This window comes from Phaeobacter sp. 11ANDIMAR09 (genome assembly GCF_001294455.1).
In the GTDB taxonomy this organism is placed as follows: Bacteria; Pseudomonadota; Alphaproteobacteria; order Rhodobacterales; family Rhodobacteraceae; genus Pseudophaeobacter.
This window is the reverse complement of the sequence record NZ_LIKT01000008.1, coordinates 26,633-42,243: the sequence shown is the minus strand read 5'-3', so window position 1 is coordinate 42,243 and position 15,611 is coordinate 26,633. Positions and strand designations below refer to the sequence as shown.

Here is a 15,611-nt window from a genome sequence, read left to right as displayed (position 1 = left end):
AGGGGCTGGCGCGCTGGAACGAAACCTGGCGGACTTGTGCGGACCAAACGGGGCACAAGGGTGCTGATTGTTCTGAACAGCAAGGGCACAAAATCGTACCAAAGCGTAAGGTAGCAGGGGAAGGCTTGGCTGGCTTGGAGCATAAAGGGGGCTGGCTTGGCTGGCTATCTGGCTGATCCGGTAAGACCCGAACTGGCTGGAGTGGCTTGCTGCGAGCTGCCGATGTTCCGGCTTGCTGTATTTCCTGACCCCTTGATAGGGTTCTTCCACCCAGAGGTCAATCTCATAGTTGGAAAAAATCAAACAAAATCAAATACTTGACACTTATTGTCAGGAATAAAATCTTCGGTGCAATTCTTTCGCTACCTGACGAAAATGGGTGGTTTTAGTAAAAACCTCCTTAGCGGTTGAAATTTCAACAAATTTTGCCGCCCTGGCAGAGGGTAACGGCCAGGGTGCCGCTGCACTCGCCCAGGCCAGACTATACTCCGTATCGTTGCCTCAGTCGTTTGACGCCAGATTTGATCCTGTTTCCGGTCTTAAGGCGTGTCTGAAATTCGTTTTTTGGCACATACCATTCCTGGTTCTTTACGTCCTGTTTCCACAAAACTCCTTGGCTATCGACTACGTGACGCCAGCAGCGTTTCATGTCATTGCCGGTGCTGTTCTCTGCTTCATGCCAAGTGGCGTCATAGCAGAGGCGACCATCGCTTGTGGCAGACCAAGTTCCAACAGCGACCCTCTTTCTTTTCCAAATGGCGAAAAAACTTCCGTCCTCTGCCCAATAGGAGCCCCCGGCACTCCAAACCCAGGTTTTCCCAACATAGATCTCAATAACGGAGTCCTTGCTGATGGGGGTCTGGCTGTCCGGTTGCTCTGCGGCCAATTGAGAGCCGATGAGGCCACTGGCAAAAGCCATCGTTGCCAGCACTCTGGCTGTATTGAAAAAAAATGGCATTTAAAGTCCCCAAAAAATGAAGCCTGACAAAAGGCTAGCTATCATTCCAGTATGACAGCGAATTTTGGGTAAGAAAAGCTGATGCTTTTCAGAAGCGTATATCGGAAGAGGCTGGTTTGGGTGGGGGATCTGGTCCACCACCTTATTGGTGCGGACCAGATCTAATTCTAAAGCGGCCAACTAGAAGTCAGCTGATTGTCATCAATCTTCCATGGCTTCCAATTCGTCGATCATGCCAGAAATCATCGACAGGCCCTTGTCCCAGAATTTTGGGTCCGAGGCATCCAGCCCAAAGGGTGCCAGCAGTTCCTTGTGGTGTTTGGAGCCACCGGCCTTGAGCATGTCGAAGTATTTGTCCTCAAAGCCCTCGCCACCCTCGGCATAGACCGAGTAAAGCGCGTTCACCAACCCGTCGCCAAAGGCATAGGCATAGACATAGAAGGGCGAGTGCACAAAATGCGGCACATAGCACCAGAAGGTCTCGTAACCCTCCATGAAGTCAAAGGCTTCGCCCAGGGATTCGGCCTGAACCGACATCCACAAGGCATTGATATCATCAGGTGTCAGCTCGCCCTCGGCGCGGGCTGCATGCAGTTTGCACTCAAAGTCATAAAAGGCGATCTGGCGCACCACGGTGTTGATCATGTCTTCGACCTTGCCCGCCAGCAAGATCTTGCGCTCCTCTTTGGTTTCGGCCTTGTCCAGCATTTTGCGGAAGGTGAGCATCTCGCCAAAGACAGAGGCGGTTTCGGCCAGGGTCAGCGGGGTGGAGGAGAGCATCTCGCCCTGTTCCGCCGCCAGCACCTGATGCACGCCATGGCCCAGCTCATGGGCCAGGGTCATCACATCACGCGGCTTGCCCAGGTAGTTCAGCATCACATAGGGGTGCACATCCGTGACGGTAGGATGGGCAAAGGCTCCGGGGGCTTTGCCGGGCTTTACGCCTGCATCAATCCAACCCTTGCTAAAGAAGGGAGCCGCGATCTCGCCCATGCGGGGATCAAAGGCCTCATAGGCCTCCATCACTGTCTTCTCGGCCTGTTCCCAATCCACCACACGGGTGTCTTCCATTGGCAGCGGCGCGTTGCGGTCCCAGACCTGCATGCGGTCCAGACCCAGCCATTTGCGTTTCAGCTCGTAATAACGGTGGCTCAGCTTGGGATAGGCGGCGACCACAGCTTCACGCAGAGCCTCGACCACTTCGGGTTCCACGTCGTTGGACAGGTGGCGCCCGGTCTGCGGCGTGGGCATACCGCGCCAGCGGTCCAGGATCTCTTTTTCCTTGGCCTGGGTATTATGCACGCGGGCAAAGGTTTTGACGTTGTCCTGAAACACCGCTGCCAATTCGCGCGATGCAGCCTCGCGTTTGCTGCGGTCCTGTTCGGTGAGCAGGTTCAGGGTGCCTTCGATGTTCAGCTCCTGGCCATCAACGGTAAAGGTGAGGCCTGCAATGGTCTCGTCAAAAAGGCGCTCCCAGGCATCGCCCACAACGCCCAGATCATGCAGGAACTTCTCCAGCTCATCTGAGAGCTGATAGGGCTTCATGGCACGGATACGATCAAACACCGGCTTATAGCGGGCGAGATCCGAATTAGCGGCAAAATGCGCCTCCAGTGTCTCGTCCTCGATGCGGTTGATCTCCAGGGTGAAGAACACCAGCGGCGTGGTGAAGATGGTGATCTTTTCCTGGCAGTCGGACATGAATTTGGCGCGCTCAGCATCCGTTGTCAGCTGGTAATAGCGCAGGCCAGCATAGGACATAACGCGCCCGGCAATGGAGTTGATCTTTTCATTGCGCAGCACACAGTTCAGCAGGCCTTCCGCCTCCAGATCCGCTAACTTGCCTTCGTAGTCTGCAGCAAATGCACTGCATTCCTGTGAGAGCCAATCCAGATCGCGGGTCAGTTCTGGCGCATCATCCGAGGCATAGAGATCGGACAGATTCCATTCCGGCAGATTGCCCAGCTCATCAGAGCCAGAGCTGGCATTGGCATCACGGACGGGAAAGGGGAGTTGCAACATGGGGGCTCCTTGGCGGGCATCTCTGTTATGGCGTTGCACAACATCTAAGCGCCGCATGGGGAGATCACAAGCAAAGCTCCCCGCCGAAGCCCGGGTCGGGGGCTAATTTTTCATGCGAATTTATTGCAAGCCCCAGGGGGCTGTTTGACTAAGAGCCCCCTGGCGTGCGGCTCTAGCGATATTGGTCAAACAGCTGTGTCATCTTGTCAAAGGCGCGGCGGCGGATGTCGCTGCCTTCCATGACAATTTCATGCTGCGCCGGATCAATTATGTCCAACTCACCGCCGGGCCAGCGCGCCATGCGGTCCTTTACGGCCTCGCTATTGACGATCTGTTCCTGGGTTCCCAGAAAGGTGAGACAGGGCAGCACTGGCGAGGGGCGTTTGGCTAGGGCTTCGCATTCTTTTAGCCCCTGGCTCAGCCAATTGATGGTGGGGCCGCCCAATACCAGGTCTGGTTCGGCCTGCAACTGGTCAATCATCAGCTGATACATTGCGGGGTCATTGGTCAGGGTGTTGCCTTTGAACGGAGCGGTTTCGACATAGTGACCCTCAGTCGTTGTTGGCACGCGCTTATCGCCAAACCCTAGGGTCGGGGCGAGCCCACCCAGAATGCGCGCGAGGGGTTTCATCGCCTTGGGAATGAGAATCCCCCACATTGGCGCCGAGAAGGCGCAGGCTTTGACCGGCAGCCCCTCCATCAGGGCCCGCAGCCCGATGGCGCCGCCCATAGAGTGGCCCAAGAGATACCATGGTTCGGGCAGGTTTAGCTGTTTGGCCAATTTGACCACGGCGGCGACATCTTTTTGAAAATCGCCGAATTCCTCGATATGGCCAAGGCGGCGGTCGCTCAGCATGCGATCGCCAAGCCCCTGTCCGCGCCAATCCACCGCCAAAGCAGCATAGCCGCGGGCATTGAGATCCCGAGCGGCGGGGCCGTATTTCTCGACATATTCTGTGCGTCCGGGAAAGATCAGCACAGTGCCCTTTGCCGGCGTTTCTCCGGCAGGCATCCAATGGCCGACGCGAATGCGCAAGCCATCATCGGTGGTTGCCCAATGGGCCTGACCTGTTTCGGGTCCTTCTGCGATTTCGGCAAAATAGGGCGCGGGGGTCAGGTCCATCAGGCTTTTGTCCATCAGGCCAGTGCCGATGCCAGCTGCATGGCTGTGCCCATGTCGCCATCAATGGTCAGCTTGCCAGACATAAAGGCGCTGGTGGGGTTCACCTCGCCGGTCAGGATGCCCTGAAAGGTTTCTGCATCGGCGGACATGGTAACATCGGCTTCTTCGTCGCTGACGCGGGCACCGTTGCCGTCCAGAACGATGGCGCCGAGGCCTTCGATTGCAAATTTGGCGGAGGCAGAGAAGTCGCTGCCGGCCATTTTCTCGTTCATGGCCGCTGCGGCCTGTTCAAGTGTGTCGCTCATTGTTACGTCCTTTGATCAATGGTGCAGCCTCTGGCACCGAAAACTGCAATTTTGCGTGAAGCACCTGCTTCCAGCACTGGATATAATGCTGCACGGGGTTACACTGGGCCATCATGATTGCAAATCACCTGAACCTCAAAGCTATCGTGGCGGCAACGCTGCTTACAGTCACGATTTCCATGCCTTTGGCAATCTCTGCAGGCGCGGCTACGACCGAATCGGACCTGTTGGATCAGCTGGTTTCCGCTGATGCAGAGGTGGCCCGCGGTCTGGACCGGGAGTTGCAGGCGCTCTGGCGCAAAAGCGGCTCTGCGGCAATGGACCTGTTGTTGGCGCGGGCAACCAAGGCGATGACAGAAGGTGATCTGCAGGCGGCGCTTGAGCATCTGACGGCCCTGACGGACCACGCGCCGGATTTCTCTTATGGGTGGTATCAGCGTGCCCGCGCCTATCATGCGCTGGGGGCCTATGGGCCATCCGTTGCGGATCTGGAACGCGCTTTGGCGCTCAATCCCAACGATTACAACGCGATCTACGCTTTGGGCACGGTGTTTGAGCAATTCCGCTCCCCCAAACGCGCCTATGAGGCCTATTTGCGTGCCAAGGCTATACATCCCCATCACGAGGAAGTACTCAGCGCGCTGGAACGTCTGCGGCCCGAGGTGGCAGGCAAGGATCTTTGAGCCGACCTGACGTCTGGATGTCATATTCGACCTCTAGGACAAGGCAGAACAAGGGCTGATCAGATGGCAGGCGCATCGCGGATCTTGGCGGTCTTGGGGCCGACAAATACCGGCAAAACACACTATGCGATTGAACGTATGCTTGGCTATCGTACCGGCATCATGGGCTTTCCGCTGCGGCTGCTTGCGCGCGAGGTCTATGACAAGATCGTCGCCATTCGCGGCCCCTCAGTGGTGGCGCTGGTCACCGGCGAGGAACGGATCGTGCCGCCGCGCGCCAAATACTGGATCTGCACGGTGGAAGCGATGCCGCCAGGTATGGGCTGTGATTTCCTTGCTATTGACGAGGTTCAGCTTTGCGCCGATCCCGAACGGGGCCATGTCTTTACCGAACGGCTGCTGCACGCGCGCGGCACCAATGAGACGCTGTTTCTGGGGGCCGATACCATGCGGGGGCCCATCAAGGCGCTGGTGCCCGAGGTCGAATTCCTGCGCCGTGAGCGCATGTCCGAGCTGGTCTATGGCGGCTCCAAAAAGATCAGCCGGATGCCGCCGCGCACTGCAATCGTCGGCTTTTCAGTAGACAATGTCTACGCTATTGCTGAATTGCTAAAGCGGCAAAAAGGCGGAGCGGCCGTGGTGATGGGGGCGCTTAGCCCGCGTACCCGCAATGCCCAGGTTGCGCTCTATCAGAATGGCGAGGTCGACTATCTGGTTGCAACCGATGCGATCGGTATGGGGCTGAACCTTGATATTGATCACGTGGCCTTTTCTGCCACCAGTAAATTTGATGGGCGGCGGATGCGGCCCTTGGCGCCAAATGAACTGGCGCAGATCGCGGGTCGGGCCGGGCGCGGCATGAGCCATGGCAGCTTTGGCGTCACCGGCGATGCCAGCCCACTGGAGCCTGAGGTGGCCGAAGCCATCATGGAACACCGCTTTACGCCGCTCAAGAAACTCAACTGGCGCTCGACAGACCTGCAGTTTGGCTCGGTCGAGGCCTTGATCCGTTCGCTCGAATCACTGCCCGAGGATGAGGTTCTGGTGCGGGCGCGAGAGGCCGATGATCTGGGAGCTTTGAAGTTTCTATCCCGCGACAGCGGCATAATATCGCGCACAACCAATGCACAATCCGTTCGCCTGTTGTGGGATGTCTGTCGGATCCCCGATTTCCGTGGCATCTCGCATGGGGAGCACGCGTCATTGATTGGCGGGATATTTGAATATTTGCACGGCGGTGGCGTGGTTCCGGACGACTGGTTGGCGCGTCAGATCAAACGGATCGACCGGGTGGATGGCGATATTGACACACTTTCCAAGCGCCTGGCCTTTATTCGGACCTGGACCTATGTCTCTCAGCGTAAAAATTGGCTGCGTGACGAAAGCCATTGGCGTGGCGTGACTCGCGCTGTAGAAGACAGGTTGTCAGATGCGCTGCACGAGCGCTTGACTCAGCGATTTGTGGACCGGCGCACATCCGTGCTTCTGCGCCGGCTCAAACAGAAGGAGGCCCTTTTGGCCGAAGTGAATGACAAGGGTGAAGTAACCGTCGAAGGCGAATTCGTCGGACGGTTGGACGGGTTCCGGTTTACCCCGGACAAAAGCGCACAGGGTGCCGAGGCAAAGACATTGAAGTCTGCCTCGCTGCAGGCGCTGGCGCCGCAATTCCATCTGCGCGCAGACCGTTTCTACAATGCGCCCGATACCGAAATCGACTTCACCGAGCAGGGCGGCCTGATGTGGGGCGATGCTGCTGTGGGCAAACTGGTGGCAGGCGCTGATCCGCTGAATCCATTGGTCGAGGTCTTTGTGGATGATGCCGCTGGTGCGGATGTCGCGCAGAAGGTGGAGCGCCGCCTGCAGCATTTCATCTCGCGCAAGGTTCAGGCCCTGTTCGAGCCGTTGATCAATCTACAAAAAGACGAAGAGCTGACCGGGCTGGCCCGTGGCTTTGCGTTCCGCTTGGTTGAGGGTCTTGGCCTGCTGCCGCGTCACACTGTGATGCAGGAAGTAAAGGATCTGGATCAGGATGCCCGTGGCGCATTGCGCAAACATGGCATCCGTTTTGGCCAATTTACCATCTTTATGCCCTTGCTGCTGAAACCTGCCCCAACGCGCCTGCGTTTGGTGCTGTGGTCGCTGGCAAATGGTGTGCAGGAATTCCCCGAGGCGCCGCCCCCCGGTCTGGTGACCGTTCCTGCCGCCAAAGAGGCTCCGCAGGGCTATGACACCATGTCAGGCTACCGCGAAGCAGGCGAGCGGATGATCCGTATCGATATGCTCGAGCGTCTGGCGGATATGCTGCGCTCAGAGGACAGCCGTGGCGGCTTTGAAGCCAAGGCGGATATGTTGTCGATCACCGGCATGACACTGGAACAATTTGCCGATCTGATGCAGGGCCTGGGCTACCGCGCTGAAAAAGGCGAGCGCGCCAAGGTGAAGGCCGCTCCGGAGGCCCCGAGTGAGGCCGCCAAAGAGGGGGCCACCGAAACCGAAGCGGAATCGGCCGAGGCCAAACCCGAGGATACGCCAGTGGCAGAGGCCGCTGAGGCGGCACCTGCCGCTGCGGATGCTGTTCAGGACACCAGTGCAGAGCCTTCCGTCGAGGGTGCATCTGAGGCGGCTCCTGAGGCTGCGGGGGATGCCCCGGCCGAGGTCGAGGTGTTTTATACCTTTGCTTGGGGTGGTCGTGCCCGTCAGGGTGGCGGCAATCGCGGTCAGCGCCGTGGTCAGGGTGGCAATCAGAGCCAAAACGCCGAAGGCGCAGGCGGCCAGGTTGGTCAGGACCGTCGCGGCGGCAAGCCCCGTGGTCAGGGTCGCTCCGGGGACCGCGCTGGCGGCAAGCCTGGCGGACGCCCCGGTGGCAAGCCCGGTGGAAAAAAAGGAGGCCGCCCACAGCAACAGGGGGGCAAGACTTATTCTGCCCGTCCTCCCAAGAAGGAAAAGCAGATTGATCCGGACAACCCCTTTGCGGCAGCTCTGATGGGGCTGAAGCAGGGGGACTGACCCCGGATGGAGCCTCGGGCGGCGAAAATCCGGATCGACAAGTGGCTGTGGCATGCGCGGTTTTTCAAAACCCGCAGCCTGGCCGCCAAACAGGTCAGCGCCGGACATCTTCGCTTGAATGGCACCAAGGTTGCAAAAACGGCTCAGAACGTTACCGCGGGTGATGTTCTGAGCTTCCCACAGGGGCGACAGATTCGCGTGGTCGAGGTTGTTGCCATTGGCGAACGCCGTGGACCTGCTCCAGAGGCGCAGGCGCTTTATCTCGATAAGACGCCAAAACAGGACATTCTGCCCGCAAATCCGCGTTTTGAGGGAAAAGGACGTCCGGACAAAAAGTCTCGCAGAGCGCTTGATCTTTCCCGCCAGCAGGACTTCACGTGACATCTTGAAGAAGTGGCGAGTCTGAATTAGCTAGTGGCCAAACAGTAAATGGGACCGAACCCGCATGACCTATGTCGTTACGGATAACTGCATCGCCTGCAAATACACGGATTGTGTAGAGGTATGCCCGGTGGATTGTTTCTACGAGGGGGAAAACACCCTGGTGATCCACCCGGATGAATGCATCGATTGTGGTGTTTGCGAGCCCGAATGCCCGGCTGATGCTATTCGCCCTGACACCGAGCCAGACATGGATAAATGGGTTGAATTCAATCGTAAATATTCCGAAATGTGGCCAGTGATCGTATCCAAAAAAGACCCGATGCCAGATGCTGAAGAGCGCGATGGTGAGCAAGGCAAGCTCGAGAAATATTTCTCCGAAGCCCCGGGCGAGGGCGGCTGAGCGGTTTTTGTCGCAGTCTCGGGTGCTCCGGGATGCGGTATTGACCGGAAAAGCCGCTGGAAGGAATGAAATTCAGATTTGATTCGCAGCAAATGCCTCCCTTCGCCTTTCGGAGTGGGGCATTTTGTGATATGATCTCTTCCAGATGTATATGAAACTGGATCCCATTTTGCCGCGCAGTGCTGAATCAGCACGCGGATTGGGGAATTGAACCACGGTAACGATTGAGCCCCTGATCTGCGATGCAGGCCGGGTGCGATAGCGTTGCCGTTGTTGCGTCGGGCCTACTGCCTTTTGGGATGGCCCGATCTCTAGAGCAAGGAAAGACCTGTATGACAAAATCGAAGAAGCTCGCATTCCGTCCTGACGAATATGTTGTTTATCCGGCCCATGGTGTTGGACAGATCATCTCGATCGAGGAGCAGGAAGTGGCCGGCTTTGCGCTGGAGCTTTTCGTGATCACCTTTGAAAAGGACAAGATGACCCTACGGGTGCCAACCAATAAGGCCATCGAAGTCGGCATGCGGTCGCTCAGCTCGCCGGATGTGATCGCGCAGGCGATGAAAACCCTAAAGGGTAAGGCCAAGGTTAAGCGCGCCATGTGGTCGCGTCGCGCCCAGGAATATGAGCAAAAGATCAACTCTGGTGATCTGATTGCCATCGCCGAGGTGGTGCGAGATCTGCATCGCACCGATGATCAGCGGGAACAAAGCTATTCAGAGCGTCAGCTCTATGAAGCCGCGCTTGAGCGCCTGACACGTGAAGTGGCCGCCGTTGCCGGTGGTGATGAAATCCTGGCAGCAAAACAGGTTGGCGATGTTCTGACCTCTCGCGTCGCGGCCTGATCCGCTCCCCAAGCGTTGGGTCTGATCACCGCAGGAATTCAAAAAGCCCGCAACCTTTGGTTGCGGGCTTTTTACTGGACCTCAGCCGTAGAGGACGACTAGGAGCAGCATGCCAGAGATTTCACAGATCTGCTGACAGGCTCCCAGAACATCTCCGGTCTGTCCACCAATCTTGCTTCGGGCCAGTAGACCTAGCCCCAGGGTCATCAGCGACAGCACCGCGACAATGGCAAGGCTGGCAATCCCCAGCAGGGGCAGAGACAGCGCGAGGGCGAGGCCAAGACCAAGGCCGATGGCCCGCCGGGTCGGGCGGCCGACGCTTTGCGATAGGCCGGACTGGCGGGCATTGGGCAGCCATCGCATCAGAACCGGCATCATCGCCCGGCTCAGCATCGCTAGGCTCAACAAGCTCCAGTTCGCTCCCAGGTCGAGCAACAGTGCTAGGGCGTGCCAGCGCAGCCCCAGCCCAAAGATAAGCGCCAGCACGCCATAGCTGCCAATCTGGCTGTCTTTCATGATCTCCAAACGCCGACCGGGGGTGAACCCTCCCCAAAATCCATCGGCACAATCGGCCAGCCCGTCTTCGTGCATGGCTCCGGTCAACAGCACTTGCACCAGCAAAAACATCCCGGCTGCTATACCCGGCGACAGGCCCAGCGTCAGGGCCGATAGGGCCAACAAACAGGCAGGCAGCGAGATGGAAAGCCCGGCCAGAGGAAAGGCCCAAACCGCTCGGGACTGCCGTTCAAAATGGCCCTGAGACAGGCGGGGCAGGGGCAGGCGGGTCAACAGAACCAGCGCCAGAGCGATATCCACCAGTGATATGTCGTTTTTTCGCATGTGTGGGCCTCTTGCGGGACTTGCGAAGCAGCCCGGAGCCGCTAAACAGTTTGAAACCTGATTTACGCGCGTCCACCACCCAGATGCAACGAGGCTTTCCATGCTGCCAACCCTGACCTCTCTTGACGACTTCCGCTCTCACCTGGCTACGGCCGCGGGTGCGGATCAGACTTTTGTTGATGCGGCCTCTGCGCGCAACGGCCAGCTGACCAAACCCCCGGGCGCCCTGGGACGGCTGGAGGATCTGGCGATCTGGTATGGGGGCTGGCGCAGTACCGATCGCCCCCAGATCACCGCACCTCAGGTAATTGTCTTTGCGGGCAACCACGGTGTCACCGCCCAGGGGGTCTCGGCCTTTCCACCCGAGGTGACAGCGCAGATGGTTATCAATTTTGAACATGGCGGTGCGGCGATCAATCAATTGGCCAAGCTGGCAGGGGCACGTATGGATGTGCATGCGCTGGATCTGGACAAGCCGGTGCAGGATTTCACCAAAGCGCCAGCGATGACGGAGGCAGAGCTTCTTGCGGGTTTGCAGGCGGGGTGGGAAGCGGTTGATCCGACTGCAGATCTGCTGGTGGTTGGCGAGATGGGGATCGGCAATACCACCCCGGCTGCGGCATTGGCCTTTGCGCTCTTTGGCGGCGAGGCCGAGGATTGGACTGGGCGTGGCACCGGGGTTGATGACGCCGGGCTGGCTAACAAGTCCCGCGTGGTGCGCGAAGGCGCGACACTGCACGCAGCCGCGATCAAGGATGGTTTGGATGCTTTGGGCTGTCTGGGCGGGCGCGAAATCGCGGCCATGGCCGGTGCCATCGCTGCAGCTCGCCTTCTTAAGATCCCGGTGATCCTGGATGGGTTCATCTGCTGCGCCGCTGCGGCCTGTCTGCAGCGCACCAGCGCGAGCGCATTGGACCATGCTGTTGCCGGCCACCAAAGCGCCGAGAATGCACATCCGGCATTGCTCGCCCAGCTGGGCAAACAGCCCTTGCTGTCTCTGGGTCTGCGTCTTGGCGAAGGCTCTGGCGCGGCGCTGGCCATTCAGGTGCTGAAGGGGGCGATTGCCTGCCACAGTGGGATGGCCACCTTTGCCGAAGCCGGAGTTTCCGACGGCTGATCCCTGCGACATAGACTAGCGAAACAGAAAGCCCCGCGGCGCAGCGCGGGGCTTTTTCTATGCTAGGATCGGTCCTGTTCCTTTTTCTCTGCCAGCTCCAACAGGGCTGTCTCCAGATCCTTCTCCAACTCGCGCGAGCGGTTGATATAGGCCTGGTTTTCACTGGCCGGGGTGCCGGGTTGCCAAAGCGAGGCCAGTTCACGCACCGTGAGACGGTCATGAGCATAGAAGGTCTGTTCGGCCTGGGCGGCCTCATATTCGCTGAGGCCAATCTTTTCGAGAACATAGCGCCCCGCGCGCAGCGAGCTGTCGAACATTTCTCGGACGATGTCATCCGCTCCGGCCTTGTAGAGCTCAAACACATGGTTGCGGTCATAGGCGCGGGCGATGATATGCAGATCCGGATATGTGCGCCGCACATAGGCTACCATCGTTGTGGTCTTGTCCGGGTCATCCAGTGCCACAACCAGGACATGGGCTTTGGCAATGCCAGCGGCCTTCAGCAGCTCGGGGCGGGTGGGGTCGCCCAGGAAGCTTTTGACGCCAAAGCGGCGCATCAGCTGCACGGCGCGTATATCATTGTCGAGCAGGATGGTTTTGAAACCGCTGGCGCGCACCAGCCGATTGACGATCTGGCCAAAGCGGCCAATGCCGGCAATGATGACGGGCCCCTGTTCGTCGATTTCGTCCGGTTCATGTTCGACGCTGGAATCTCCCATGTAATGGGACAGCAGATCATACAGGATGAACAAGAGCGGGGTGATCAGCATCGAGAGCGCAATGACTAGCAAGAGTTTTTCAGCCAGCGGCGCCGGAATGACATTTTGTTGCCTGGAAAAGGCGAGCAGGACAAAGCCAAATTCACCAGCCTGGGCAAGACTGAGGGTGAAGAGCCAGTGATTGCGGCGCCTCAAGCCAAAGGCCCGGCCGACAAAAAACAGGATCACGCCCTTAGCCAGGATTACCAAGAGGGCAAGTCCCAGGAGATCTCCGGGCTCGGCCAGCAGCAGCCGATAGTTGATGCCCGCGCCCACCGTGATGAAGAAGAGCCCCAGCAACAGGCCCTTAAAGGGCATGAGATCGCTTTCCAGCTCGTGGCGGAATTCAGAGTTGGCCAGAACCACGCCCGCCAAAAAGGCCCCCAGCGCCGGGGAAAGGCCAACGAGGGTCATCAGAAAGGAGATGCCGACCACGATCAACAGCGCCAGGGCCGTATACATTTCGCGCAGGTTGGTGGCGTGAATGAAGCGAAATAGCGGTTGCGTCAGATAGATGCCCGCCAGCACGATGAGGCCGATCATGCCAAGCGTCGTCAGAGTCACGGCCCATCCGGGCAGTCCTGCAACCAATGAGAGCCCTTCATGTGTTGCAGCCGCATGGCTGCCGGTGTCAGCATGGTCGAGAACGGCAGCGCCACCGGAATAGGGCACTTCGCTCATCGCCAGCAGGGGCAGCAGCGCCAGGATCGGAATGACGGCAATATCCTGCGTCAGGAGAACCGAAAAGGAAGCCCGCCCGCCACCGGTCTGCATCAGACCTTTTTCTGACAGGGTCTGCAGTACAATCGCGGTAGAGGACAGCGACAGGGCCAGGCCGATCGCCAGGCTCACCTGCCAGGTCTCGCCTGCGACTAGGCCGGCAACCATGAGCGCCAGGGTGCTCAGGACGACCTGCAATCCCCCCAACCCGACAAGTTTATGCCGCATGGCCCAGAGCGCCCGCGGGTCGAGCTCCAAGCCAATGAGAAACAGCATCATCACGACGCCGAATTCCGCTACATGTTGAAGATCTTCGGTTTCAGCCCCAACCAGCCCCAAAACCGGGCCGATGATAATGCCGGCAGCCAGATAGCCTAAGACGGACCCAAGTCCGAGCCGGGAAGCCAAGGGAACTGCGATAACAGCAGCAGCGAGATAGATTGTTGCCTGATACAGAAATGCGTCCATACATTGGGTATCGCAAGCGATTTGCGCCTTGGCAACGGTTTTAGCAAGATTGTGAAAGGGTTGGTTTTATCTGGCCTAAAGGGGGGGCAACAGGAGCGGGTTGATCCGTTTCTCAATGGGAAACGGCGGCCAGGTTTCCCCGCGCCGCCGTAGGTGTTTTGGTCAATCGAACTGCAAAATCAGCCAGATCCGAACCTATTGTTCCATCATCCGAATCTCATTGCTGAGTTTGGTGATATCGTCCAAACGGCGCGAGATGCGTTCCTGGAAGACCCCGAGCTGGTCAATGATATCAGACAGGGTTTCGCCAGATTCAGGCAGCCGCGCACTTTCGATTTTACACAGAACCCGGGTCGAGCTGAGCCCGAGAAACTGACGGTGCATGACTTGGCAGGCCCGCATGATCCGTTCCGCCTCGTGGTCCACTTCCTCGGCACCTTTGCGGGCGCGGTCAGTTTCGAACTTTACCAAGTCGTTCAAGATCTTGCGCTCAGCCTCCATGTCGACGTTTTCGTAGCTACGCCTTTCGATCTTCAGGTGCTCGTTACATTCGTTCAGGATGCGTGCCATGCCCTCGACAAAGAGACTGTTGGTAACAGCCTGTTTGATGGTGTTGAAGTTGCTGTTTTCCCCGATCACATGAGTGCCAAACCAATCTGACATTTCGCGCGACATGGCACCGTAATTCTGCGACAGAACAGTCACCGGACCGCCCGAGGGCTCAATTCGTGACGCGATGACGCGCAGGTTGTGCGGGATGGTGTGCATCGCATCAAAGTCTTTGACCAGGCCCTGGGTCTCGCCCACCAACACTTCGGCATTGGACATCATTCTGCGCAGGTCAGAGATCTTTGGATCCTTCGGGCGTTCCAGGCCGACATCACGCGCCAGAAGCTCCTCGCTCAACGCATGTGTGGCGAATTCACGGTAGTTGCCGAAACCTTTGCTGCGCACCCACTCCAGCAATCGTTGCGCACTTTCCTCCGGGCTGAGCTCCTCGTTTGTCTCGGCTTGTAGCAATTCGGCGTAGACCGTTTTGACCTCTTCAAACAATTCACTGCTGGGAGAAATACGGGCGGAAAGATAGCCGCCGTCACAGGGGACAATCACCGCAAAAACCCAGTAATACAGCCCGTCTTTGGCCTTGTTCTTTACATAGGCGCCGATGTTTTCACCCGATTTGATGGTTTCCCAGAACAGCTGGAAAACACCCTTTGGCATATCAGGGTGTCGGATGATCTTATGTGGGGCGCCAATGAGTTCTTCCCACTGGTAGTGCGCAACCCGTTTGAAAACATAGTTCCCGGCCTGAATCACCCCACGGTCATCCGTGCGGGAAAAGAAAACCTCATTCAGGGCAAATGGGGCTTCACCAGTCGAGGGGCGGGCTTCTAAACGACGGTCTTGGAAGGACAATGGAGGGCTCCACTAAATGAATATTCACCCGCCACCTTTAGAGTGGAAACCTTCCATTATTGTTAAGTCGGCAAAGGGGCATCGCGTTTTAACTGTGCCATTACGATCTGACTTTGGACGCGGGCGACCGCCGGATGTGGCAGAAGGACTTCGTGAATGAGCTCGTTAAGCGCCTGCAAATCTCGGCAATAGACGCGCAGCAGATAGTCGGCCTCGCCGGTCATGGTCCAGGCCGAGGTGATTTCCGTGCGGGTGCTGACCAGGCGGCTAAAGCTTTGGGATTGTTCGGGCCCATGGCTGCCCAGGTTCACATGCACAAAACCCTGGACGGTTAGTCCAAGCTTTGTCGGGTCAAGCCGGGCGCAGTAGGCCTGAATAAAACCCTCGGCTTCCAGTCGCAGTCGCCGCCTACCGGCTTGGCTGGCAGATAGGTTCAGCAGCTCGCCCAGCTCTTGCGAGGTGAGATGGGCATTCTTTTGCAAGGCGGCAAGAAGCTTGGTGTCTATAGGGTCGAGCATCTGCGGGTCTTTCGTGAATCTTGCCAATTCTGCGCGTGATCAGCGCAG

14 protein-coding genes are annotated in these 15,611 nt (G+C 58.1%); 6 read left to right on the top strand and 8 right to left on the bottom strand.

Going from position 1 to position 15,611, the window contains the following annotated elements:
- Window positions 1–481: 481 nt before the first annotated feature.
- The 4 genes from AN476_RS08775 to AN476_RS08760 all read right to left on the bottom strand — a co-directional run bounded on the left by AN476_RS08775 (window position 482) and on the right by AN476_RS08760 (window position 4,408).
- A complete protein-coding gene (locus AN476_RS08775) occupies window positions 482–958 on the bottom strand; it encodes a DUF995 domain-containing protein (protein WP_054460860.1) in 477 nt (158 codons plus the stop codon).
- Between the two features lie 201 nt (window positions 959–1,159).
- Complete coding sequence (locus AN476_RS08770) at window positions 1,160–2,980, bottom strand: M3 family oligoendopeptidase (RefSeq protein WP_054460859.1); 1,821 nt, start codon at window positions 2,978–2,980, stop codon at window positions 1,160–1,162.
- A 172-nt stretch (window positions 2,981–3,152) separates the two neighbouring features.
- Entirely contained in the window at window positions 3,153–4,118 is a 966-nt protein-coding gene (locus AN476_RS08765; protein ID WP_054460858.1) for an alpha/beta fold hydrolase, read from the bottom strand.
- The gene (locus AN476_RS08760; protein WP_054460856.1) at window positions 4,118–4,408 is read right to left on the bottom strand and encodes an SCP2 sterol-binding domain-containing protein; all 291 of its coding nucleotides are present in this window, start codon (window positions 4,406–4,408) and stop codon (window positions 4,118–4,120) included. Before AN476_RS08760 ends, AN476_RS08765 begins: the two co-directional genes overlap by 1 nt.
- A gap of 113 nt (window positions 4,409–4,521) precedes the next feature.
- Here AN476_RS08760 and AN476_RS08755 point away from each other — a divergent pair, with 113 nt between their 5' ends.
- The 5 genes from AN476_RS08755 (at window position 4,522) to AN476_RS08735 (ending at window position 9,726) form a co-directional block, all read left to right on the top strand.
- Window positions 4,522–5,091 (top strand): tetratricopeptide repeat protein, encoded by a 570-nt coding sequence (locus AN476_RS08755; protein WP_054460854.1) that lies wholly within the window; start codon window positions 4,522–4,524, stop codon window positions 5,089–5,091.
- 63 nt (window positions 5,092–5,154) lie between these two features.
- Window positions 5,155–8,097, top strand: coding sequence for a helicase-related protein (locus AN476_RS08750; protein WP_054460852.1), 2,943 nt, complete (start codon window positions 5,155–5,157; stop codon window positions 8,095–8,097).
- 6 nt (window positions 8,098–8,103) lie between these two features.
- A complete protein-coding gene (locus AN476_RS08745) occupies window positions 8,104–8,478 on the top strand; it encodes an RNA-binding S4 domain-containing protein (RefSeq protein WP_054460850.1) in 375 nt (124 codons plus the stop codon).
- A gap of 64 nt (window positions 8,479–8,542) precedes the next feature.
- Window positions 8,543–8,881: a ferredoxin FdxA gene (fdxA, locus tag AN476_RS08740; RefSeq protein WP_054460848.1), complete on the top strand. Its 339-nt coding sequence runs from the start codon at window positions 8,543–8,545 to the stop codon at window positions 8,879–8,881.
- 332 nt (window positions 8,882–9,213) lie between these two features.
- Window positions 9,214–9,726: a CarD family transcriptional regulator gene (locus AN476_RS08735; protein WP_054460846.1), complete on the top strand. Its 513-nt coding sequence runs from the start codon at window positions 9,214–9,216 to the stop codon at window positions 9,724–9,726.
- Window positions 9,727–9,807: 81 nt separating this feature from the next.
- Here the strand turns inward: AN476_RS08735 and AN476_RS08730 are convergent, their stop codons facing one another.
- Window positions 9,808–10,566, bottom strand: coding sequence for an adenosylcobinamide-GDP ribazoletransferase (locus AN476_RS08730; RefSeq protein ID WP_054460844.1), 759 nt, complete (start codon window positions 10,564–10,566; stop codon window positions 9,808–9,810).
- Window positions 10,567–10,666: 100 nt separating this feature from the next.
- On the opposite strand from AN476_RS08730, the gene cobT reads away from it, so the two are divergent.
- Entirely contained in the window at window positions 10,667–11,683 is a 1,017-nt protein-coding gene (gene cobT / locus AN476_RS08725) for a nicotinate-nucleotide--dimethylbenzimidazole phosphoribosyltransferase (protein ID WP_054460842.1), read from the top strand.
- Window positions 11,684–11,745: 62 nt separating this feature from the next.
- On the opposite strand, the gene AN476_RS08720 is transcribed toward cobT, so the two are convergent.
- The 3 genes from AN476_RS08720 to AN476_RS08710 form a co-directional block, all read right to left on the bottom strand.
- Window positions 11,746–13,629 carry a monovalent cation:proton antiporter-2 (CPA2) family protein gene (locus tag AN476_RS08720; protein WP_054460840.1) on the bottom strand — a complete coding sequence of 628 codons (1,884 nt, stop codon included), beginning with the start codon at window positions 13,627–13,629 and terminating at the stop codon, window positions 11,746–11,748.
- A gap of 195 nt (window positions 13,630–13,824) precedes the next feature.
- The gene (locus tag AN476_RS08715) at window positions 13,825–15,045 is read right to left on the bottom strand and encodes a PAS domain-containing protein (protein WP_054460838.1); all 1,221 of its coding nucleotides are present in this window, start codon (window positions 15,043–15,045) and stop codon (window positions 13,825–13,827) included.
- 62 nt (window positions 15,046–15,107) lie between these two features.
- Window positions 15,108–15,563, bottom strand: a complete 456-nt coding sequence (locus AN476_RS08710) for an Lrp/AsnC family transcriptional regulator (RefSeq protein ID WP_054460835.1) — start codon at window positions 15,561–15,563, stop codon at window positions 15,108–15,110.
- Window positions 15,564–15,611: the final 48 nt, after the last annotated feature.

What these genes read in the sequence shown, in the direction of transcription:
- AN476_RS08775 (WP_054460860.1), bottom strand. Translation starts at nt 958, where the DNA reads ATGCCATTTTTTTTCAATACAGCCAGAGTGCTGGCAACGATGGCTTTT.
- AN476_RS08770 (WP_054460859.1), bottom strand. Translation starts at nt 2,980, where the DNA reads ATGTTGCAACTCCCCTTTCCCGTCCGTGATGCCAATGCCAGCTCTGGC.
- AN476_RS08765 (WP_054460858.1), bottom strand. Translation starts at nt 4,118, where the DNA reads ATGGACAAAAGCCTGATGGACCTGACCCCCGCGCCCTATTTTGCCGAA.
- AN476_RS08760 (WP_054460856.1), bottom strand. Translation starts at nt 4,408, where the DNA reads ATGAGCGACACACTTGAACAGGCCGCAGCGGCCATGAACGAGAAAATG.
- AN476_RS08755 (WP_054460854.1), top strand. Translation starts at nt 4,522, where the DNA reads ATGATTGCAAATCACCTGAACCTCAAAGCTATCGTGGCGGCAACGCTG.
- AN476_RS08750 (WP_054460852.1), top strand. Translation starts at nt 5,155, where the DNA reads ATGGCAGGCGCATCGCGGATCTTGGCGGTCTTGGGGCCGACAAATACC.
- AN476_RS08745 (WP_054460850.1), top strand. Translation starts at nt 8,104, where the DNA reads ATGGAGCCTCGGGCGGCGAAAATCCGGATCGACAAGTGGCTGTGGCAT.
- fdxA (WP_054460848.1), top strand. Translation starts at nt 8,543, where the DNA reads ATGACCTATGTCGTTACGGATAACTGCATCGCCTGCAAATACACGGAT.
- AN476_RS08735 (WP_054460846.1), top strand. Translation starts at nt 9,214, where the DNA reads ATGACAAAATCGAAGAAGCTCGCATTCCGTCCTGACGAATATGTTGTT.
- AN476_RS08730 (WP_054460844.1), bottom strand. Translation starts at nt 10,566, where the DNA reads ATGCGAAAAAACGACATATCACTGGTGGATATCGCTCTGGCGCTGGTT.
- cobT (WP_054460842.1), top strand. Translation starts at nt 10,667, where the DNA reads ATGCTGCCAACCCTGACCTCTCTTGACGACTTCCGCTCTCACCTGGCT.
- AN476_RS08720 (WP_054460840.1), bottom strand. Translation starts at nt 13,629, where the DNA reads ATGGACGCATTTCTGTATCAGGCAACAATCTATCTCGCTGCTGCTGTT.
- AN476_RS08710 (WP_054460835.1), bottom strand. Translation starts at nt 15,563, where the DNA reads ATGCTCGACCCTATAGACACCAAGCTTCTTGCCGCCTTGCAAAAGAAT.